The organism is Pseudonocardia broussonetiae, from assembly GCF_013155125.1.
Taxonomy (GTDB): Bacteria; Actinomycetota; Actinomycetes; order Mycobacteriales; family Pseudonocardiaceae; genus Pseudonocardia; species Pseudonocardia broussonetiae.
In genome coordinates this window covers 7,122,768-7,142,812 of the sequence record NZ_CP053564.1, presented here as the reverse complement: position 1 = coordinate 7,142,812, position 20,045 = coordinate 7,122,768, and the positions used below count along the sequence as shown (strand labels likewise).

18 protein-coding genes and 1 pseudogene are annotated in these 20,045 nt (G+C 76.0%); 6 read left to right on the top strand and 13 right to left on the bottom strand.

All coding sequences use genetic code 11. The annotated features are described in order from the left end of the window. Entirely contained in the window at positions 1-2,034 is a 2,034-nt protein-coding gene (locus HOP40_RS34510; protein ID WP_172167507.1) for a hydantoinase/oxoprolinase family protein, read from the bottom strand. Further along, the gene (locus tag HOP40_RS34505) at positions 2,031-2,693 is read right to left on the bottom strand and encodes a GntR family transcriptional regulator (protein WP_172167504.1); all 663 of its coding nucleotides are present in this window, start codon (positions 2,691-2,693) and stop codon (positions 2,031-2,033) included. The genes HOP40_RS34510 and HOP40_RS34505 overlap by 4 nt, the downstream gene beginning before the upstream one ends. Before the next feature lie 79 nt (positions 2,694-2,772). Between HOP40_RS34505 and HOP40_RS34500 the strand changes: the two genes are divergently transcribed. Next, positions 2,773-3,666, top strand: a complete 894-nt coding sequence (locus tag HOP40_RS34500) for an isocitrate lyase/PEP mutase family protein (RefSeq protein ID WP_172167502.1) — start codon at positions 2,773-2,775, stop codon at positions 3,664-3,666. Here the strand turns inward: HOP40_RS34500 and HOP40_RS34495 are convergent. Both HOP40_RS34495 and HOP40_RS34490 read right to left on the bottom strand, forming a co-directional pair. After that, positions 3,617-3,910 (bottom strand): hypothetical protein, encoded by a 294-nt coding sequence (locus tag HOP40_RS34495; RefSeq protein ID WP_172167500.1) that lies wholly within the window; start codon positions 3,908-3,910, stop codon positions 3,617-3,619. The two genes, HOP40_RS34500 and HOP40_RS34495, sit on opposite strands and share 50 nt — an antisense overlap. A gap of 1 nt (position 3,911) precedes the next feature. Beyond that, complete coding sequence (locus HOP40_RS34490) at positions 3,912-4,346, bottom strand: DUF2269 family protein (RefSeq protein ID WP_172167498.1); 435 nt, start codon at positions 4,344-4,346, stop codon at positions 3,912-3,914. A 60-nt stretch (positions 4,347-4,406) separates the two neighbouring features. Between HOP40_RS34490 and HOP40_RS34485 the strand changes: the two genes are divergently transcribed. Next, positions 4,407-4,862: a MarR family winged helix-turn-helix transcriptional regulator gene (locus HOP40_RS34485; protein ID WP_205347030.1), complete on the top strand. Its 456-nt coding sequence runs from the start codon at positions 4,407-4,409 to the stop codon at positions 4,860-4,862. After that, complete coding sequence (locus HOP40_RS34480) at positions 4,859-5,950, top strand: D-alanine--D-alanine ligase family protein (protein WP_172167496.1); 1,092 nt, start codon at positions 4,859-4,861, stop codon at positions 5,948-5,950. Before HOP40_RS34485 ends, HOP40_RS34480 begins: the two co-directional genes overlap by 4 nt. Here HOP40_RS34480 and HOP40_RS34475 read toward each other — a convergent pair. Genes HOP40_RS34475 through HOP40_RS34465 form a run of 3 tightly spaced genes read right to left on the bottom strand, consistent with a single transcriptional unit; the run spans position 5,947 to position 7,443 of the window. Continuing rightward, a complete protein-coding gene (locus tag HOP40_RS34475) occupies positions 5,947-6,609 on the bottom strand; it encodes a metal-dependent transcriptional regulator (RefSeq protein ID WP_172167494.1) in 663 nt (220 codons plus the stop codon). The two genes, HOP40_RS34480 and HOP40_RS34475, sit on opposite strands and share 4 nt — an antisense overlap. A 20-nt stretch (positions 6,610-6,629) precedes the next feature. Next, positions 6,630-7,190 (bottom strand): DUF3515 domain-containing protein, encoded by a 561-nt coding sequence (locus tag HOP40_RS34470; RefSeq protein WP_172167492.1) that lies wholly within the window; start codon positions 7,188-7,190, stop codon positions 6,630-6,632. Positions 7,191-7,203: 13 nt separating this feature from the next. After that, entirely contained in the window at positions 7,204-7,443 is a 240-nt protein-coding gene (locus HOP40_RS34465) for an Lrp/AsnC ligand binding domain-containing protein (protein ID WP_172167490.1), read from the bottom strand. 94 nt (positions 7,444-7,537) lie between these two features. Here HOP40_RS34465 and HOP40_RS34460 point away from each other — a divergent pair. Continuing rightward, positions 7,538-8,514 (top strand): annotated as a pseudogene (locus HOP40_RS34460) (thiamine-phosphate kinase). A 25-nt stretch (positions 8,515-8,539) separates the two neighbouring features. Here HOP40_RS34460 and HOP40_RS34455 read toward each other — a convergent pair. Next, on the bottom strand, positions 8,540-10,213 hold the full coding sequence (locus HOP40_RS34455; protein WP_172167488.1) for an L-lactate permease: 1,674 nt from the start codon (positions 10,211-10,213) through the stop codon (positions 8,540-8,542). 48 nt (positions 10,214-10,261) lie between these two features. Beyond that, a complete protein-coding gene (locus tag HOP40_RS34450; RefSeq protein ID WP_172167486.1) occupies positions 10,262-11,599 on the bottom strand; it encodes a thiamine pyrophosphate-binding protein in 1,338 nt (445 codons plus the stop codon). 126 nt (positions 11,600-11,725) lie between these two features. Between HOP40_RS34450 and HOP40_RS34445 the strand changes: the two genes are divergently transcribed. After that, positions 11,726-12,406: a DUF3105 domain-containing protein gene (locus HOP40_RS34445; RefSeq protein ID WP_172167484.1), complete on the top strand. Its 681-nt coding sequence runs from the start codon at positions 11,726-11,728 to the stop codon at positions 12,404-12,406. A 116-nt stretch (positions 12,407-12,522) separates the two neighbouring features. Here HOP40_RS34445 and HOP40_RS34440 read toward each other — a convergent pair whose 3' ends face one another. From HOP40_RS34440 to HOP40_RS34430, 3 genes are read right to left on the bottom strand one after another with little or no spacing between them, the layout of a single operon-like run. Further along, positions 12,523-13,860, bottom strand: coding sequence for a (Fe-S)-binding protein (locus HOP40_RS34440; RefSeq protein WP_172167482.1), 1,338 nt, complete (start codon positions 13,858-13,860; stop codon positions 12,523-12,525). Between the two features lie 4 nt (positions 13,861-13,864). Further along, positions 13,865-15,049, bottom strand: a complete 1,185-nt coding sequence (locus HOP40_RS34435) for an FAD-binding oxidoreductase (protein WP_240157431.1) — start codon at positions 15,047-15,049, stop codon at positions 13,865-13,867. Beyond that, positions 15,046-16,500: an FAD-linked oxidase C-terminal domain-containing protein gene (locus HOP40_RS34430; RefSeq protein WP_172167480.1), complete on the bottom strand. Its 1,455-nt coding sequence runs from the start codon at positions 16,498-16,500 to the stop codon at positions 15,046-15,048. The genes HOP40_RS34435 and HOP40_RS34430 overlap by 4 nt, the downstream gene beginning before the upstream one ends. Positions 16,501-16,628: 128 nt before the next feature. Here HOP40_RS34430 and HOP40_RS34425 point away from each other — a divergent pair, with 128 nt between their 5' ends. Further along, positions 16,629-18,065, top strand: a complete 1,437-nt coding sequence (locus HOP40_RS34425; RefSeq protein WP_172167478.1) for a S8 family serine peptidase — start codon at positions 16,629-16,631, stop codon at positions 18,063-18,065. On the opposite strand, the gene HOP40_RS34420 is transcribed toward HOP40_RS34425, so the two are convergent. Then, entirely contained in the window at positions 18,055-20,040 is a 1,986-nt protein-coding gene (locus HOP40_RS34420) for a sensor histidine kinase (protein WP_172167476.1), read from the bottom strand. The two genes, HOP40_RS34425 and HOP40_RS34420, sit on opposite strands and share 11 nt — an antisense overlap. Positions 20,041-20,045 lie beyond the last annotated feature (5 nt).

Below are 20,045 nucleotides of genomic sequence, written 5' to 3'. Positions count from 1 at the left end.
TCAGGCTCCAACCGGGTTGATGAGAAGACTTCCGGACGGGTGCACGGTCGCGGCGTGCGCCGGCAGGACGAGCGTCGTGGAGTCCATCTCCACGACGATCGCCGGACCGGTGACCACGTCGCCCGCGCGGAGCGTCGTGCGGTCGTACACGGCGGCGTCGACGGATCTGCCCAGCACGTGCACGGGATGGGTGTCGATCGGTGTCGGTGGCCCCTCCGACGCCGGCAGGGTCACCGCGGCCACCGACGGGCGCGGGCCCGAGACGGTCGCGCGGGCGTTGACGAGCTCGTGGTCGGTGCCGAGCAGGAAGGAGAACAGCCGCTCGTGCTCGCGGTCGAAGTCGGCGGCCAGCGCGGCGAGCGGGTCGCCGTCGAGCGAGGGCACCTCGATCGGGATCTCGAAGCCCTGGCCGTGGTAGCGGACGTCGACCTGGTAGGTGACGCTCGGGTCGTCGACGCCCTGCTGCGCGAGCCGGGCCCCGGCCTCCTCCGCCAGCTCGGTGAGCACCGTCGCGAGCTCGCCGCCGGTGAGGTCGGCGAACCGGCGCAGGACGGTCCGCGCCGACTCCGCCCGCTTCGACGTCGTCGCGTCGCCCAGCGCGCACAGCACGCCCGGCGAGGGCGGCACGATCACCGGCCAGGCGCCGGTGAGGACGCCGAGTGCGTTGGCGTGCAGCGGGCCGGCGCCGCCGAAGGCGACGAGGGCGAAGTCGCGCGGGTCGAAGCCCTGCTGCACGGAGACGAGCCGCAGGCCGCCGAGCATGTTCTCGTTGACGATGTCGACGATCCCGGCCGCCGCGGCCTCGGGGGACTTGAGCCCCATCGCGTCGGCGACGCTCGCCACCGCGGTGCGGGCGGCGTCGACGTCGAGGGTGATCTCGCCCCCGGCCAGCGACGACGGCAGGTAGCCGAGCACGACGTTGGCGTCGGTGACCGTCGGCTCGGTGCCGCCCTTGCCGTACGCGGCCGGGCCCGGGTCGGCGCCCGCGGACTGCGGGCCGACGCGCAGGGCCTTCGTCAGCTCGGGGACGTGCGCGATCGAGCCGCCGCCCGCGCCCACCGTGCGGACGTCGACGCTCGACGCCCGGACCGTCAGGTCGCCGACCTTCGTCTCGCGGCCGATCCGCGGGGTCAGGCCCTGGACCAGCGCGACGTCGGTGGACGTGCCGCCCATGTCGAAGGTGATGAGGTCGGTGAAGCCGCACTGCTCGGCCACCCACACCGCGCCGGTGACGCCGCCCGCCGGGCCCGAGAGCAGCATCGTGACCGGCGCGTCGATCGCCGCGTCGGCCGAGGAGAGCCCGCCGTCGCTGCGCAGGATGGCCAGCTCACCGGCGACGCCGCCCTCGGCGAGCTGCGTGGCCAGCGTGCGGACGTAGCGCTCGACCTGGGGCTGCACGTACCCGTTCGCGACGGTCGTGACGGTGCGCTCGTACTCGCGCAGCTCGGGCAGCACGTCGCTGGACAGGCTCACCGGCACCCCGGGCAGCACCTCGGCCGCGATCTCGGCGATCCGCCGCTCGTGCGCGGGGTCGGCGAAGGAGTTGATGAGCGAGACGGCCAGCGCCTCGATCCCCGTGAGCTTGGCCAGCTGGGCGCGCACGTCGTCGTCGTCGAGCGGGCGGATCACGGCGCCGTCGCTGGCCAGGCGCTCGGACACCTCCACGGTGTTCTCCAGCGCCGCGAGCGGCTCCGGCTTGGGCCAGATGATCCAGCCCGCGAGCCCGCCCGGGACGTAGGAGCGCGCGATCTGCAGCACCTGCCGGAACCCCTGCGTCGTCACCAGCCCGACGGTGGCGCCCTTGCCCTCCAGGATCGCGTTGGTCGCGACCGTCGTGCCGTGCAGCACCTGGGAGACGTCCGAGAGCGAGATCCCGGCCTCGGCGCACACCTTGCCGATGCCGTTCAGCACGCCCACGGACTGGTCGGACGGCGTGGACGCGGTCTTCGCCCGCCACGTCGCCCCGCTGGTCTCCTCGACCAGCAGCACGTCGGTGAACGTGCCCCCGACATCGACACCGAGCCGATACGTCATGCGTCCTCCTGGGCCTTCGCCGAGCGGACCATCACGGCCCGGGCGTTGTGGATGTGTGCGGTCATGACGGCGCCCGCCCACGCCGGGTCGCCCGCCCGCACCGCGGCGACGATCTCGACGTGGTGGGCGAGGCTCCGGCGCAGCGACGCGTCGTCGTAGGCGTGGAAGTTGCGGAGCACGATCGGGGCCTTGACCGCGCCGGCCAGCGCCGCGGCCAGTGCGGGGTGCTCGGCCAGCGCGACGAGCCGGTCGTGGAAGGCGCGGTTGAGCGGGACGAGCGCGTCGAGGTCGTGGGCGGCGACGTCGACCATCTGCTGCGCCAGGTCGTCGAGCGCCTCGACGTCGGCGGGGCCCGCGTTCGGCACGGCGAGCGCGGTGAGCTGCGGCTCCAGCAGGGCGCGCAGCTCGAACACGCCCTCGAGCTCGGCGACCGACCAGCTCGCGACGCGGGCGCCGCGGTTGGGCACCAGCTCGACCAGTCCCTCCGCGGCGAGCCGGCCCAGCGCCTCGCGGACGGGCGTGCGGCTCACGCCGAGCCGGTCGGCTAGCTCCGCCTCGCCCAGCCGGGTGCCCGCGGAGAGCTCGCCGCCCAGGATCAGCTCGCGCACGGCCGCATGGGCCCGCACCGCCGACGTGCCCGGCGTCGATGTCGCCGTCATGTGACCTCCCGCACCGAGATTGTGTGCAATCTAGGGACAAGTGGTGTCCAGGACAAGACGATGCGGTTACTTTGCATGCATGGGGAACCTGTTGTCGGGGCCGAGCGCCCCCCGTGCCCGTCTCCGCGAGCTGCTGGCCGGCCCCGGCCCGCTCGTCGCCCCGGGTGCCTACGACGCGCTGTCGGCCCGGCTCGTCGAGCAGGCGGGGTTCGACGTCGTCTACATGACGGGGTTCGGCACCACGGCCTCGCTGGTCGGGCGGCCGGACGTCGGGCTGCTCAGCGGCACCGAGATGGTCGACAACGCGCGACGCATCGCCGCCGCCGTCGACGTCCCGGTGATCGCCGACGCCGACACCGGCTACGGCAACGCGATCAACGTCGTGCGCACGGTGCAGCTCTACGAGCAGGCGGGCGTCGCGGGGATCCACCTGGAGGACCAGGTGATGCCCAAGAAGTGCGGGCACATGAGCGGCAAGGCCGTGATCGGCGCCGAGGAGATGGCGGGCAAGATCCGCGCCGCCGTCGCCGCCCGCCGCGACCCCGACTTCCTGCTCATCGCGCGCACGGACTCCGCGGCCGTCGAGGGGCTGGACGCCGCGATCGCCCGCGCCCGCTCGTACGCCGAGGCGGGCGCCGACGTGCTGTTCGTCGAGGCCCCGACCAGCGAGGACGACATCGCCCGCGTGGCCGACGAGCTGAAGGGCGTCGCCCCGCTGGTGTTCAACTGGGCCGAGGGCGGGCGGACGCCGCCGATCACGCTCGACCGCATCGGCGAGCTGGGCTTCTCGCTCGTGCTCTACCCGATCGGCACGCTGCTCGCGGCCACGGCCGGCATCCGGTCGTTCCTGGAGACGCTGCGCGCCGAGGGCACGCCGGCGTCGACCCTGCCGGACCTGCCGACGTTCGAGGGCTTCACCGACCTCATCGGCCTGCCCGAGATCCACGACCTGGAGTCGCGCTTCCGGCCGTAGCGGCGTCGCCGCGCAGACGGCGCAGCGCCAGCGCCCCGCCGACGCCCGGGACGAGCGCGAGCAGCCGGGCGGTGCGGGAGGCTCCGGGCACGAGCAGCACCGCGCCGATCACCACGAGGTAGGCCGTGCCGTGCACCGGCCCGGTGACCGAGGTGACCGGGTCGAGGTGGACGGTCAGCCGGTTCGCCAGCAGCACGACCAGCGACACCGCCTCCACGACGGCCGCGACGGCCAGCAGGCGCACCTCAGACGCCCGTCGTGGAGCCGGGGCGCACGATCATCAGCACCACGACGACGGCCCACGTGAGCGCGAAGACGCCGGACGCCGTCGCCAGGCGCGGGGACGCCGCCGTCGTGCCGTCCGCGTGCAGCGCGGCGACGGCGCGGCTCTGGCCGGGGAGCACGACGAGCGCGAGCAGCGCCGCGGCGCCCGCCGTCAGCAGGATCGACACGATCAGCCAGGCGTCGCCGAGTACCCCCATCGCCGCGCCGGTGGCCAGCCCGAACGCGGGCACCGACACGCCCAGCACGGCGTACACCCGGCTGATCCGGTGCAGCGCGTCGACGACGGCGGTGTTCCCCTCCCGCGCGTAGCGGGGGAACAGGCTGGTGGCGACGGTGACGGGGCCGATGAGCACGATCGCGGCGATCACGTGGACGGAGAGCAGGAAAGCGGTCACAGGCCGACTTTAAGCCAGGCTGATGGCGCGCGGAAGCGCGGCCCGGGGGAGGATCGTGCGATGGAGTCCGAGCGGGTGCCGCTGATGGCGTCGTCGTCGGTGCTGATGCTCGTCGGCGCGGGGCGGATCCTGGGGCGGCGGGTGGAGTCGGAGCTGGCCGGGCTGGGGCTCACGCTGCGGCACCTGGGCGCGCTCGGGCACCTCGTGCACCGGCCCGAGCTGTCCTACAGCGACCTGGCCCGGCGCGCCGGCGTCACGGCGCAGAGCATGCACGCCACCGTCCGCGGGCTGGAGGAGCTCGGCGCCGTGCGGCGCGCGCTGCCCGGCCAGGGGCACCGGGCGCGCCTGGAGGTGACCGACCGCGGCCACGAGCTGCTCGACCGGGTCCGCGCCTCCGCGCAGCGGCTGGACGACGAACTCCTCGCCGACCTCACCGACGAGCAGCGCGCCGCACTGCGGGCCGCGCTGCGGTCCCTGGTCGTCCCGCCGGGCCCGGGGCCTAGTCTCGCGCCATGACGGGACGCACCAGGGTGGCCGTGGTCTTCGGCGGGCGCAGCAGCGAGCACGCGATCTCCTGCGTGTCGGCGGGCAGCGTGCTGGGCCACGTCGACCGCGAGCGGTTCGAGATCGTCCCGGTCGGGATCACCCCGGCCGGGGCCTGGGTCCTGGGCAGCGACGACCCCCGCGAGCTGGCGATCTCCGGCCGCGAGCTCCCCTCGGTCGACGGCTCCCGCACCGCCCTCGCCCTGCCCGGCGACCCCACCCGCGGCGGCATCGTCGTCCTCGACGCCGACCGCGCCGGTGAGGTGTTCTCCGGCGTCGACGTCGTGTTCCCGGTGCTGCACGGCCCCTACGGCGAGGACGGCACGATCCAGGGGCTGCTGGAGATGGCGGGCGTGCCCTACGTCGGCGCGGGCGTGCTGGCCAGCGCCGCGGGCATGGACAAGGAGTTCACCAAGAAGCTGCTCGCCGCCGAGGGGCTGCCGGTCGGCACCGTCGTCGTGCTCCGTCCGCACGTCCCGACGCTCACGGCCGACGAGCGCGAGCGCGTCGGGCTGCCGGCGTTCGTCAAGCCCGCCCGGGCCGGATCGTCGGTCGGGATCACCCGCGTCACCGACTGGGCCGACCTCGACGCCGCGATCGCCACCGCCCGCGAGCACGACCCGAAGGTGCTGGTCGAGGCCGCGGTCGTCGGGCGGGAGATCGAGGTCGGGGTGCTGGAGTTCCCCGACGGCTCGGTCCGCGCGAGCGTGGCGGCCGAGATCCGCCTCGTCGGTGACGTCGAGTGGTACGACTTCGACGCCAAGTACCTCGACGACGTCTGCGAGTTCGACATCCCCGCCAAGCTCGACGACGAGGTGTCCGACCGCGTCCGCGAGATGGCCGTGGCCGCGTTCCGCGCGCTCGACGGCCAGGGCCTCGCCCGCGTCGACTTCTTCGTGGGCGCCGACGGCGAGCTCACCGTGAACGAGGTCAACACGATGCCCGGCTTCACGCCGATCTCGATGTTCCCGCGGGTCTGGGCCGTGACCGGCCTCGACTACCCGACGCTGCTCACGACCCTGATCGACACGGCCCTCGCGCGCGGGACGGGCCTCCGCTAGACGACCACGTGCCCGTGCACGAGCCCGGTCAGGGCGGCGCCCAGCGCGTGCCGGTCGTCGCCCACGCGCACCCAGCGCGGCCCGCCGAACGGGGCCTGCTCCTCCACCGACAGCTCCGCGCCCGGCACGACGCCCAGGTCGCCGAGGTAGCGCAGGGCGGCGCTGTCGCGGTCGGACACGCGGTCGACGCAGAAGCGCGCGCCGGCCGGCACGTCGTCGAGCGGGGTGCCCCGGACCTCGACGTGCGGGCCGTCGCGGGGCGGGATCGGGTCGCCGTGGGGGTCGTGCGTGGGGTGGCCGAGCGCGGCGTCGATGCGCTCCTCGAGCCGGTCGGACAGCGCGTGCTCCAGGAGCTCGGCCTCCTCGTGCACCTCGTCCCAGGGCACGTCGAGAACGCGGGCGAGGAAGGTCTCCAGCAGCCGGTGGCGGCGCACGACCCGCAGCGCGGCGCGCTCGCCCTCGGGGGTGAGGGCGACGGTGCGGTGGTCGGGCCGGTCGAGCAGCGCGCCGTCCTCGAGCCGCTTGAGCATCGCCGACACCGACGGCGAGGACACCCCCAGCTCGGTGGCCAGGGTGCTGGTGGTGACGGGTCCCCCGAGATGGGCGAGGTTGTAGATCGCCTTGAGGTAGTCCTCGGTGGCCCGGGACATCGTCACCATGCACCGAGGGTAGAACGCCCTTACCTGACCGCCACGGGGGTGGCGGGCAGTGTGTCGCGCACCACGCCGGAGACGGCCTGCAGCGGGCCGCTCCCGGCGTCGACCGGCGTGGTCAGGACGACGTAGACGGGCCGGTCGACGGCGACGTAGGTGACGACGACGGGCTCGGGCACGCCGTCGTCGAGCTCCAGCCACTGCACGCCGTCGATCTCCAGCAGCGCGGACGTGGGTGTGAGCTCCTGCGGGCGGGGGAGCCCGCAGCGCAGCACGACCGGGCGGGGGACGGCGGCCCAGGCGCGGACGCCGGCGGGCGCGGGATCGGCCAGCGGGCGGACGGGGAGGGTGGCGTCGCCCGCGGGGAGGTCGCCGTCGAGGCGGGCGAGCAGCGCGGTGCACTCCGGGCCGGAGGCGGCGGGCGCCTCGACGGGGGGAGTGGCCAGCGGCGAGGTGTCCGGGCCGGGCGCGGCGGGCTCGGAGAACCGGGCGGTGAGCCCGATGCCCGCCACCACCACGGCGAGCAGCAGCGGCAGCGCGATCGCGATGAGGACCGGCAGCGGCGGGCGTCGGGTGGGGGCGGGCACGTCGGTGACCCCCTCAGGAGGGGAGGTGGACCACCGGGCAGGTCAGCGTGCGGGTGATCCCGTTGACGCCCTGCACCTGCGCGACGACGAGCTGCCCGAGGAGGTCGACATCGTCGGCCTCCGCGCGCACGATGACGTCGTAGGGCCCGGTGACGTCCTCCGCCGAGATCACCCCGGTGATCCCGGCGATCGCGGAGGCCACGGCCGCGGCCTTCCCGACCTCGGTCTGGACCAAGATGTACGCCTGCACCACGTCGTGCCCCTTCCACTGCGTTGTTCGTTCTGGCTGATCACGCCCGGACCGCCCGTGGGGAGGTCGGACGCCGAACGTACCGGAGGGAACCCCCTTGCCCACACCGTCGACCCCTGCGGAGAAGAAGATCACCCTCGCCTCGCTCGGCGAGTTCGGCCTGATCTCCAGCGTGACGGCCGGGCGGGCGCAGCCGGCGTCGACGCTGCTGGGGCCCGGCGACGACGCCGCGGTCGTCGCAGCACCGGACGGGCGGGTCGTGGCGTGCACCGACGTGCTGGTCGAGGGCGTGCACTTCCGGTTCGACTGGTCCTCGCCCGAGCAGATCGGGCGCAAGGCGGCGGCGGCGAACCTGGCGGACGTCGCGGCGATGGGGGCGGTGTCGACGGCGCTGCTGGTCGGGCTGGCCTGCCCGGCCGACACCGACGTGCCGGTCCTGCAGGGCATCACCGACGGGCTGTGGGCCGAGGCCGCCTCCGCGGGGGCGGGGGGGTGGTGGGCGGGGACGTGGCGGCGTCGTCGCAGCTCGTGCTGTCGGTCACCGCGCTGGGGTCGCTGGAGGGCCGGCCGCCGGTGACGCGGGGCGGCGCGCGCCCGGGCGACGTCGTCGCGGTGGCCGGGCGCCTGGGCTGGGCGGCGGCCGGGTGGGCGGTGCTGGCGCGGGGGTTCCGGTCGCCGGTGGCGGTCGTCGGGGCGCACCGGGTGCCCGAGCCGCCCTACGCGGCCGGTCCGCAGGCCGCCCGGGCCGGGGCCACCGCGATGATCGACGTGTCCGACGGGCTGCTCGCCGACCTCGGGCACGTCGCGGCGGCGTCCGGGGTCGTCGTCGACGTGCGGTCGTCGGCGTTCACGGTGGCCGGCCGGCTCGCCGACGTCGGAAAGGCGCTGGGCGTCGACCCGGTGCACTGGATCCTGACCGGCGGGGAGGACCACGCCCTCGTCGCCACCTTCCCCTCCGGCGCCCCGGAGGGCTGGACGGTGATCGGCTCGGTGTCGGCGGGGGAGCCCGCCGTGCTGGTGGACGGGCGGCCCTACGAGGGCGGGCCGGGCGGCTGGGAGCACTTCTCCCGGTGACCGCCGGCCCGCCGCGGAGCAGCGGTCAGGGCAGCATCCAGCTGAGCACCGGCGTGGCCTGCAGCGCGATGAGCGTGGACAGGATCACGAGCATGCCCAGGCTCCAGCCGATGACCTTGCGCAGCAGCGTGCCTTCCTGGCCCTCGAGCCGGACGGCCGCCGCGGCGATCGTCAGGTTCTGCGGGCTCAGCATCTTGCCCAGCACGCCGCCCGAGGAGTTGGCGCTGGCCAGGAGCTCCGGCGGCAGCCCGGCGCCCTGGGCCGCGGTGACCTGCAGGGAGCCGAACAGCGCGTTGGCCGAGGTGTCGGAGCCGGTCACGGCCACCGCGAACCAGCCCAGCACCGGCGACAGGAACGCGAGCGCCGCGCCCGCCCCGGCGACGAACAGGCCGATCGAGGTGGTCTGGCCCGAGGCGTTCATGACGTAGGCCAGCGCGAGCACCGAGGCGACGGTGAGGATCGCCCACTTGAGCTCGGCGACGGTCGTGGCCCAGGTGGTGAGCGTCCGGCGGAGCCCGACGCCGAGCACGACCGCCACGATGACGCCGGCGAGCACCATCAGCGTGCCGGCCGTCGACAGGACCGAGAACGAGAAGTCGTTGACCTTGTCGCGGGCGCCGTCGGGGGTGAGGACGTCGAGGCCCGGCCACGGGAAGGCGATCTTGACCGACGCCAGGGCCTGCTTGATGCCGGGCAGCTGGGCCAGCGCGAAGACGACGATGATGATCGCGTAGGGCGCGTAGGCCTTGCGGATCTCGGTCCGCGAGTCGGGGGCCTGGGCGGTGCCCGGGCCGCCCGGGGAGGCGACGGCGGGCTGGCGCGCCGCCCACACCGCGTTCGGCTGGACGCGGGCGAGCGCGAAGACCGCGACCGCGCCCAGCAGCGAGGCGACGATGTCGGTGAGCTCCACGGAGAGGAAGTTCGACGTCAGGAACTGCCCGAGCGCGAACACCACGCCGCATCCGACCGCCGGCACCCACGCCTCGCGCAGGCCGCGGCGCCCGTCGACGATGAACACCAGCACGAGCGGGACGAACAGCGCGAGCAGCGGGGTCTGGCGGCCGACCGTCGACGAGACGACGTCCAGCGGCAGCCCGGTGACCTGGGCCAGGGTGATGACCGGGACGCCCATCGCGCCGAACGCGACCGGGGCGGTGTTGGCGACCAGCGCGACGACGGCGGCCTTGAGGGGCGCGAAGCCCAGCGCCACCAGCATCACCGAGGTGATCGCGACGGGCGCCCCGAAGCCGGCGAGGGCCTCCAGCAGCCCGCCGAAGCAGAACGCGACGAGGATGGCCTGCGTCCGCGTGTCGATCGACAGCGTCCCGAAGCTGCGGCGCAGGACGTCGAAGTGGCCGGTGGCGACGGTCATGTTGAACACCCACAGGGCGTTCACCACGATCCACAGGATCGGGAAGAGCCCGAACACGGCACCGTGCGCGGCCGCCGACAGCGACATCCCGAACGGCATCCCGAACCCGACGACGGCGACCAGGAGCGCCGCGGCGAGCCCGGCCAGCGCCGCCCACTGCGCCCGCACCCGCAGCACGCCCAGCAGGACGAGCACCACGGCGAGCGGCACCACCGAGACGAGCGCGGACAGCCCGAGCCCGCCCACCGCCTCGGGGTCCTGCTGGTACTGCGCCAGCGATGTCTGGAGGATCTGCACCGGTTCGGACGACACTGCCCTGGACCACATGGGTTCCGAGTGTGCGTCAGCTCACGCGATCCGGCAGGACGAGAGGCGTCAGCCCAGCCGGATCACCGTGGGCCGGTCTGCCTCCCACGCGTCGAGGAGCAGGTCGGGGAGGTCGTCGGGCTCGTCGGCGCGCACCTCGAGCGCGCGGACGTCGTGGGGCGTCCGGCCGTCGGTGCGGCCGTCGTCGCTGCCGTCGCGCACCACGACGACGGGCAGCGCGAGCCCCAGCTCGACGGCGGCCGCGAGCTCCGCGGAGGCGCAGGCCAGCGCGCCCGTGCCGAGCAGCGCGACCACCGGGCGCGCGGGCCGCACCATCGACGCCCCGACGGCCGCGGGCAGCCCGCCGTCGCAGAACAGGCGCGGGGCCGGGACCGGGAAGAAGTGCACCGAGCCCAGCCGCGAGACCGGGGTGGCGCCGCCGACGAGCACCCCGTGGGCGGGCAGGGCCTCGCGCAGGACGTCGTTGACGAGCTCGAACGCGCGGCCGTCGGCGCGGGCCTGCTCGCGGCACTCCGCGCGCAGCGCCGCCGCGCGGACGACGCCGATCCCCGATGCCCACCGGGGCAGGGCCGCGCGCAGGGCGGCGACGGTGGCGGCCGCGTCGCCGAGGAGGCCGACCCCGCCGGGCGGCAGGCGGTCCGCGTCGACGTCGATCCCGATCACCGGCACGCCGTCGGGGCAGGCGAACCCGCTACCCACCACGAGGACGACGTCGCTGTCGGCGGCCGCGCCGGCCACCGCGGGCAGGCGGACCGAGGCGCCCGCCGACAGCGGGTGCCCGTCGTCGACGACGCCCTTGCCGCTCGTCGTGGTGACGACGGGCGCGCCGAGGGCCTGCACCAGCTCGGTCAGCTCGCCGCCGGCGCCGACCGCCCCGGCCCCGACGACGACCAGCGGCTTCTCCGCGGCGCGCAGCAGGTCGGCGGCCCGCGCGACGGCGTCGGGGTCGGCGACGGGCGGGCTCGCGTCGGCGGCGGCGGGCGGGCGGCCGTCCCACGCGCCGTCGAGGACGTCCGGTGCCACGTCGACCGACACGGTCCGCAGCCGCCCCCGGCGCATCGCCGTGAGCGCATCGGCGACCGCGGCGGCGGTGTCGTCGGCGCCGCGGGCCGGGCCGTCGCCGCGCGCGGTGAGGACGAGCAGCGTCCCGGTGCCGCCCAGCCGGTCCGGCCTCGCGGACAGCAGCACGCCGGGTCGCCCGCCGACGCGCGCGTAGGCCGCGGCGGCCCGTCGGGCGGCGTCGTCGTCGGGGAGGGCGACCACGGCCACCCCGGCGTCGACGAGCGGGCGGTGGAGCGGGTGGCCGGGGGCGCCGAAGGCGGTGTCGACGCCGTGCGCGGCGAGCGTCTCGGCGACCGCAGTGGCTCCCGTGCGCAGCGCGTCCATGGGAAGACCTTGCCCGGCCGGGGCGCCGGCCGCCTGCGGTCGGGCGCGGGTTGCTTCGATCGGCGTAACGCGGTCACGCTCGGCACCCGGGTGAGGGCGATCGGCCGGATGTCGTAGCGTCACGCCGTGCGCCGGACCACTCACGCCCTGTCGCTCGCGGCCCCGCTCGCCACCGCGGCCCTGCTGCTTTCCGGGTGCGGCGTGCTGCCGGGGCAGGCGGCGCAGGTCGACCTCGCCGCGTTCACCCCGACCGCCGAGGTCCGGGACCCGTCGACGCAGATCGACGGCGTCGTGGGGGAGGTGTTCGAGAACCCGCAGCACGTCGGCCCCGACCAGCGCGTGGCGTACACGTCCACGCCGCCGATCGGCGGCGCGCACGACCAGGCGTGGGCCGCGTGCAGCGGCGTGGTCTACCCGCGTCCGCTGCGCAGCGAGAACGCCGTCCACTCCCTGGAGCACGGCGCCGTGTGGATCACCTACGACCCCGACGAGGTCGACGGCGCCGCGCTCGACGCGCTCATCGCCCGCGTCGAGGGACAGCCGTACATGCTGCTCTCGCCCTACCCCGGGCAGGGGTCGCCGGTGTCGCTGCAGTCGTGGGGCCACCAGCTCGCCCTCGACGACGCCGACGACCCGCGCATCGACCAGTTCGTCGCCGCGCTGCGCCAGAACCGCTACACCCACCCCGAGCCCGGTGCCTCGTGCGACGAGATCGGCCAGGGCTACTTCGACCGCGACGCCCCGCCCCCCTTCGCCCCCACCCCGGGGGCGTCGGAGGTCGACGGGGACGCGGTCGTCGCGCAGTAGCGGCGGGCCGCCCCGGCGAACTCGCCGGGCGGATCCGGCACACTCGCCGGTGGGGATCGGCGAACTCGCGCCAGGTCTCCGGTGAGTTCGCCGATCGAGCCCGGCGAGTCGGCCGGTCAGGTCCGCGGCACCGGCACCCCGCGGATCGAGGCGTCCAGCAGCTGGACCGGGTGCAGGATCGGCACCCCGTCGTCGGCCATGTACTTGCCGATCTGCAGCAGGCAGCCCGGGTTGGCCGTGACGATCACGTCCGGCGACACCGACCGCACGTTCGCGGCCTTGCGCTCGCCCAGCTCGGCCGCCGCGTCGGGCATCACCATGTTGTAGATCCCGGCGCTGCCGCAGCACAGCTCGGCCTCGGGGAGGTCGACGAGCTCGACCTCGGGGATCGTGCGGATCACCGCGCGCGGCTGGGCCCGCACCTTCTGCGCGTGCCCCAGGTGGCAGGCGTCGTGGTAGGCGACGCGGCCGCGGACGGGGTGGCGCACGGCGACCGGTTCGAGCGCGGCCAGCACCTCGTGGACGTCGCGGACCCGGGCGCTGAAGGCCGTGGCCCGCTCGGCCCAGGCCTCGTCGTCGGAGAGCAGGTGGCCGTACTCCTTCATCGACGACCCGCAGCCGGCGACGTTGGTGATCACGCTGTCGACGTCGAGGGTCTCGAACCGCGCGATCGTGCGCCGCGCCCGGCCCAGCGCCGACTCCTCCCGCCCGGCGTGCAGCTCCAGCGCGCCGCAGCACTGCTGGTCGCGGGGCACCAGCACGTCGTAGCCCTCGGCGGCGAGCACCCGCACCGTCGCCTCGTTGACCCGGTGGAAGAACACGTCCTGCACGCAGCCCGACAGCAGCGCGACCCGCCCGCGCCGCGTCCCGACGGCGGGGGTGAAGACGGGCAGCCGCGCGAACGCCTCGCGCACCGACACCGGCGGCAGCAGCGACTCCATGGCCGCGAGCCGTCCCGGCAGCGCCGACGCCAGCTTCGCGACGCCCGGGATCTTGCGCAGCTGCTGGTAGAGCGCCCCGGGCAGCGCGGCCGCGCGCAGCCGCCGCGTGTAGGGGAACAGGGCGAAGATCGCGTCGCGGAACAGGGCGTCGCCGCGGTCGCGCTCGACGTTGCGCTCGATCTGCGGGCGCACCGACTCCAGCAGCCGGTCGTACTGCACGCCCGACGGGCACGCCGTCACGCACGCCATGCAGCCCAGGCACGCGTCGATGTGCTCGCGGAACGTGCCCTCCAGGGAGATCTCGCCCTTCTCGGCGAGGTCCATGAGGTAGATGCGCCCGCGCGGGGAGTCCATCTCCTCGCCCCACAGCTGGTAGGTCGGGCAGGTCGGCAGGCAGAAGCCGCAGTGCACGCAGTCGTCGAGCAGGTCGCGGTCGGGCGGGCGGTGGCCGTCGAAGGCGCTGGGCCCGGTCTGCGGCAGGTTGGTGTCGGCGGAGCCGGCGGGGGTCGTCATCTACTCACATCCAGGGGGAGAAGCGGCCCGGACCGAAGCGGCCGTCCGGGTCGAGCGCGTGCTTGAGGGCCTGCAGCACCGGCAGGGCCGACGGCGGCGGGCCCCAGGCGGGGGCGTCGGCGCCCGGCGGGCGGGCGCGCAGCTGGGACGTGCCCCCGACGGCGTGCACGCGGCGGTGCGCGTCGGCCACGGCGTCGGGCGCCAGCGAGAGCGTGGCGACGCCGGTGCCCAGCCCGACCGTCGCGGCGGCGGGCGCGAGCTCGGACACCAGCCCGGGCAGCACCGACGGCTTCGCCCCGATCCGCAGCACGGCGGCGTCCGGGGTGCCGCGGGTGAGCTCGGCGTGGCGCAGCCAGGGATCCTCGGAGCGAACGGCACTCTCGCCCGACGTGGTCGGGTGAGAGTGCCGTTCGCCCGAGACGATGTCGGTGGCCGAGGCCCCGCCCAGCACCTCCCGCAGCCGCGACACCCGCGCCGGGAGCGCCTCGTCGGTGCCCTCGACGCGCACGAGCAGCCGCCCGCTGCCGTCGCTGACCCACTCCAGCGCGGCCGGCTCGAACGGGCCCTCCAGCACGCGGGCGGCGATCTCCGCGGCGCGCGCCAGCGGGGCGTCGACGACGAGCGTCGCGGTGCGCTGCGGCACCGGGTGCAGCCGCAGCACGACCTCGGCGATCACCCCGAGCGTGCCGTGCGAGCCGTGCAGCAGCTTGGCCAGGTCGTACCCGGCGACGTTCTTGATGACGTGCCCGCCGCTGCGGGCCACGGTGGCGTCGGCGAGCACGACGGTGACGCCGATGACGAGGTCGCGCAGCGTCCCGTGCACCAGCGCCGCCGGGCCGGCGTCACCGGTGGCGACGAGCCCGCCGAGCGTGGCGCCGTCGGCGATCCGGGCGGCGTCGATGCAGACGTGCTGGCCGTGCTCGGACAGCTCCTCGACCAGCGCGCGCAGCGGCGTGCCGGCGTGCGCGGACACCGTCATGTCGCCGGGGTTGTGGGTGATCACGCCGGACAGGCCGGACACGTCGAGGACGGCGTCGACGGGCTCGAGCGCGCCGGCCCAGCCCGCGGCCGAGCCGGCACCGGCGACGGCGATCCGGCCAGGGGTGTCGCGCACGGCGTCGCGGACGCCGGCGAGGTCGGTGGGCCGCAGCGTGGTGGTGGGTGCGGGGTGCGTCAGCGGGCTGTTCACAGGCGTTCGATCGCTCCCGATTCCTCGAGGGGGTGGGGCTTGTACTTGCCCGGCCGCTCCCCGCACAGCCGCGGCGTCGGGAGGACCTTGCCGGGGTTGCAGATGCCGTCGGGGTCGAACGCGGCGCGCACGCGGTGCATCGTCGCGAGGTCCTCCTCGCCGAACATCTTCGGCATCGAGCACGCCTTGTCGGTGCCGATGCCGTGCTCGCCCGAGAGCGACCCGCCCATCTCGACGCACAGCTCGGCGATCGCGCCCGACAGCTCCTCGGCGCGCTCGGTCTCGCCGGCGGCCGCGCTGTAGAGCACCAGCGGGTGCAGGTTGCCGTCGCCCGCGTGGAAGACGTTGGCCACGCGCAGGCCCGCCTCCTCGCCCATCCCGGCGATCCGGTCGAGCACCTCGGCGAGCCGGGTGCGCGGCACGACGCCGTCCTGCACGAAGTAGTCCGGCGAGATGCGCCCGACCGCGGCGAACGCGGCCTTGCGCCCCTTCCAGATCTTGGCCCGCTCCTCCGGCGACCCGGCGATGTGCAGCCGCGTGCAGCCGTGCTCCTCGCAGATCGCCTTCACCAGCTCGAACTGGGCGTCGCACTCCTCGACCGGCCCGTCGAGCTCGACGACGAGCGCCGCGGGGACCCCGACGGTGTAGCCCGCGTGCACGGCCTCCTCGGCCGCCTCGATGGCGAGCGTGTCCATCATCTCGACGGCCGCGGGCACGATCCCCGCCGCCACGATGTCGGAGACGACGTCCCCGGCCGCCGCGATCGAGGGGAAGTCGGCGAGCAGCGTCCGCACCGACTCCGGCGCGCGCAGCAGCCGCACCGTGACCGCCGTCGTGATGCCGAGCGTGCCCTCCGAGCCGAGGAACACCCCGCGCAGGTCGGGCCCGGCCTGCTCGCCCGTGTCGGTGCCCAGCGTGACGACCGAGCCGTCGGCGAGCACGACCTCGCAGCTCAGGACGTGGTTGGTGGTGAAGCCGTACTTGAGGCAGTGCGCGCCGCCGGAGTTCTCCGCGACGTTGCCGCCGATCGTGCAGACCTGCTGGCTCGACGGGTCGGGCGCGTAGTACAGCCCGTGCGGCGCGGCCGCGGCCGTGATCTCCAGGTTCGTGACGCCGGGCTGCACGACCGCCCGCCGGTTCACCGGGTCGACCTCCAGCACCGACTTCAGCCGCGCCACGCTGATCACCACCCCGTCGGCGACGGGCAGCGCCCCGCCGGACAGGCCGGTGCCCGCGCCGCGCGCGACGAAGGGCACGCCGTGCTCGTGGCAGACCCGCACGGCCGCCGCCACCTGCGCGGCGTCGCGGGGGAGCAGCACGAGATCGGGCCGCACGCGGTAGCCGGTGAGGCCGTCGCACTCGTAGGCGCGGCACTTCACGGGGTCCGACAGCACGTCCCTCGGGTCGAGCACGCGCTCGAAGGCGGCCCGTACCGCGGTGTCCAGGGCCATCGTCGTCCCCTCGCCGTCGAAGGTGCCACCGGGCTCGGTGCCACCCCGCGAGGCTACGACGGCAGCGGTCCGTCGCGCGCGTCCTGACGGCGGTGTCCCCACCCGCCGCGGGGTCCTACGGTCGGCCGATGGACGCCGAGCCCCCGCTCGAACCCGATGCCGTGCCCGAGCGCAGGCCGCTGCCCGAGCGCCGCTACACCGGACGGGTCGTGGTCGTGCTCGCCGACCGCGTGCCCCTGGACGACACGGGCGACCTGGTCGAGCACGGCGAGCGCAACGGCGACCTGCTCGGGCCGCTCGTCGGCTACCTGCGGGCCAACGGCGTGCGCACCCACCGCCTGGTCACCGGCGTCGCGCTCGCCGACCTGCTGCGCGCCGAGGAGGAGGCCCGCGACAGCCCGTTCCCGCCGCTGCAGAGCCTGGCCCGCTACTGGGTGGTGGAGGCCGAGGGCTCGGGGAAGGGGCCCCAGGAGGTGGCGCGCGAGCTGCAGGGGCTGGAGGAGGGCCGCGAGCCGGCGTCCCGCGGCGTCGCGCAGGCCTACGCCGAGACCGTCGTCGGCGACCCGCGCACGGCCGCGGTCGCGCCGCTCACCGCGTCCACCGGGCAGGGCTGGCTCGCCCCGCGCCCCCGCGGCGTCGACGCCTTCCACGCCTGGGAGCAGCCGGGCGGGCGGGGGGAGGGGGTGCGGGTCGTCGACGTCGAGCAGGGCTGGGAGCTCGCCCACCCCGACATCGACGGCATGGTCGGCCCGCCGCTCGTCGGCGTCAACCGGTTCACCCTCGACCCGGCCGAGGGCAGCCACGGCACCAGCGTGCTCGGGCTGGTCGCGGGGCGCGTCAACGGCCGCGGGGGCAGCGGGCTGGCCGGAGCGCTCGCCGAGGTCGCCGTCTGCTCGCACTTCGACGGGCAGACCGACGGCGACGTCGTCAACGCCGTGCTGGTGGCCCGCGAGCACCTCTCGCCCGGCGACGTCCTGCTGCTCGAGGTCGACCGCCCCGGCGACGGCTACCTCTGCGTCGAGACCGACGACGCCGTCTACGCCGCGGTCCGGCTGGCCTCGGCGAAGGGGATCGTGGTCGTCGAGGCGGCGGGCAACGGCGCGGAGGACCTGTCGGCGTGGACCGGGCCGACGGGCCGGCGCCTCTCGCGCGACGACCGCGACCTCGACTCGGGGGCGATCCTGGTCGGGGCCGCGCACGGGGAGGTGGTCACCGACCCCGCCGGGCCGGTCGAGGGGCACCGCTGGAACGCCGGTGCGCTGTCCAACTACGGCGTGCGCGTCGACTGCTACTGCTGGGGCGGGTCGGTGGTCGCGCCACTGGCCGTCGGCTACGGCGCCTTCGGCGGCACCAGCGCCGCCGCCGCGATCGTCGCCGGGGTGGCCGCGGTCGTGCAGGGGATGCAGCGCGCGGCGGGCGGCCCGCCGCTGGGTCCGCTGGACGTGCGGGCGCTGCTCGCCCACCCGGGAGGGACGCCGCAGGTGCCGGTGGCGTCGTCGTTCCGGATCGGGCGGATGCCCGACCTGGCGCTGATCGCCGGGATGCTGCCGGTGCTCAGCTCCTGAGCGGGAGCAGGACGGCGACGGTCGTGCCGCCGCCCTCGGAGGAGGTGACCTCGGCGCGCCCGCCCAGCTCCCCGGCCCGGTCGTGCACCGAGGTGAGGCCCACGCCGTCGGGGGAGGGGGAGCCGCCGAGACCGCGGCCGTCGTCGGTGACCGTCACGGCGAGGTGCCTGTCGTCGCGCCCGACGACGATCCGGGCGTGCGCCGCCCCCGCGTGCTTGACGACGTTGGTCAGCGCCTCGGCGACGATCCGGTAGGCCGCCACCTCGACGGCGGCGGGCAGGTCGTCGAGGTCGGCGCCGACGTCGAGCGCGATCTCCGGGCCCTCCCCGCCGAACCGCGCGACGAGCCCGTCCAGCGCCGGCCCCAGCCCGGCGTCGAGCGCGGCGGGGCGCAGGCCGTCGATCAGCTCGCGCACCTCGGCGGTGCAGCCGTCGAGGTCGGCGGCCAGCGCGTCGAGCAGGCCGGGCGCGGGGCCGTCGACGGCGACGGTCCGGCGGGCCGCCTCGGCGAGCAGCCGCGTCCCGACCAGCGCCGACGCGACGCCGTCGTGCAGGTCGCGGCGCAGCCGGCGGCGCTCCTCCTCGCGGGCGAGCACGAGCCGGTCGCGGGCGCGCTGCAGGGCGAGTGCGCTGCGGCAGGCGTGCGCGGCCTGCGCGGCCTGCCCCGCGAGGTCGCGCAGCAGCCGCGCCTCCGCGGCGGTGAACCGGGCGCCCGCGGTCCGCGGCGCCACCAGGAGCTCGCCGACCACGGCGCCGTGCGCGACCATCGGGAACGCCGCCGGCTCGCCCGCCCAGCGGCCGTGCTCGGCGGCCGTGCCGGAGCTGCCGTCGTCGTCGACCACCCGGACGGCGGCGTAGGGCACGCGCAGGGTCGTGACCACGGACTCGGCGATCCGGGGCAGCGCGGCCAGCGGGTCGCGGACCCCCTCCAGGCTGCGGCCCAGCTCGGTGAGCACGGCGTACGGCTCGTCGCGGCGGCCGTAGAGCAGGCGCCGGACGCCCCGCTGGGCCACCCAGTGCGCCGGCTGCAGGAGCGCGGCGACGGTGGCCGCGGCGACGACCGACCCGGTCGGCGAGCCCGGCTCGGCCACCGTCGCGCCGACGAGCGTGGCGACGCCGACGTAGACGGCCACGACGAACCCCGTCAGCACCGCCCACACGGTGCCGCGGTGGATGTGCAGGTCGAGGTCGTGGAACCGGTAGCGCAGGACGGCGACGGTGAGCCCGAGGGGGAACGCCACCACGGCCGGGACCCAGGCGAACGGCACCTGCGCCGCGTCCAGCCCGACGCCGGCGAGCAGCAGGACCCCGGCGGGCGCGAGGCAGGCGAGCTGGCCGCGCTCGTCCCGGTCGGCGCGCCGCCAGCGCACGCCCAGCGACGCCAGCACACCGAGCACGGCCGCGCCGGTGACCAGGGCGGCGCCGCGCGCGACCAGCAGCAGGGAGCGCGCGGGCCCGGCGATCTCCTCCCCGCTGAACAGCGAGCGGGGTTCGACCGCCGCCGCCGCGGCGGCGGCGAGCACCAGCACGGTCCCGGCGGCGACGAGGCCGGCCAGCAGCGGCCGCCACCGGCGCGAGGGCAGCCGCCCGTCCGGCACGAGCAGCAGGACCACCGGGATCAGCGCCCACGCCGGCAGCCACAGCCACTGGCTCAGCCACGCCGCGGGCAGGAACCCCGACCAGGCGACGGCGGCGGCTGCGAGCCCCGCCAGGCCCCCGACCAGCAGCATCAGGCGCCCGATCGGGTGCCGCGGCACGCGGCGCAGCACGAGGACGGCCAGCGGGAGGAACGACGCCGCCAGCGCGACGGTCATCGCGGGACCGGCCGAGGGCACCGGCGCGGCGACGAGCGGCCCGGCCGCGGCGACCGCCGCCAGCGCGGCCGCGCCCAGCAGCAGGACCGGCACCGGGAGCGCGAGGACGCGTCCGGTCCCGCCCGCGGCCGGGGCCGTCGGGAGCACCGGGGTGGCCGCCACCGGTC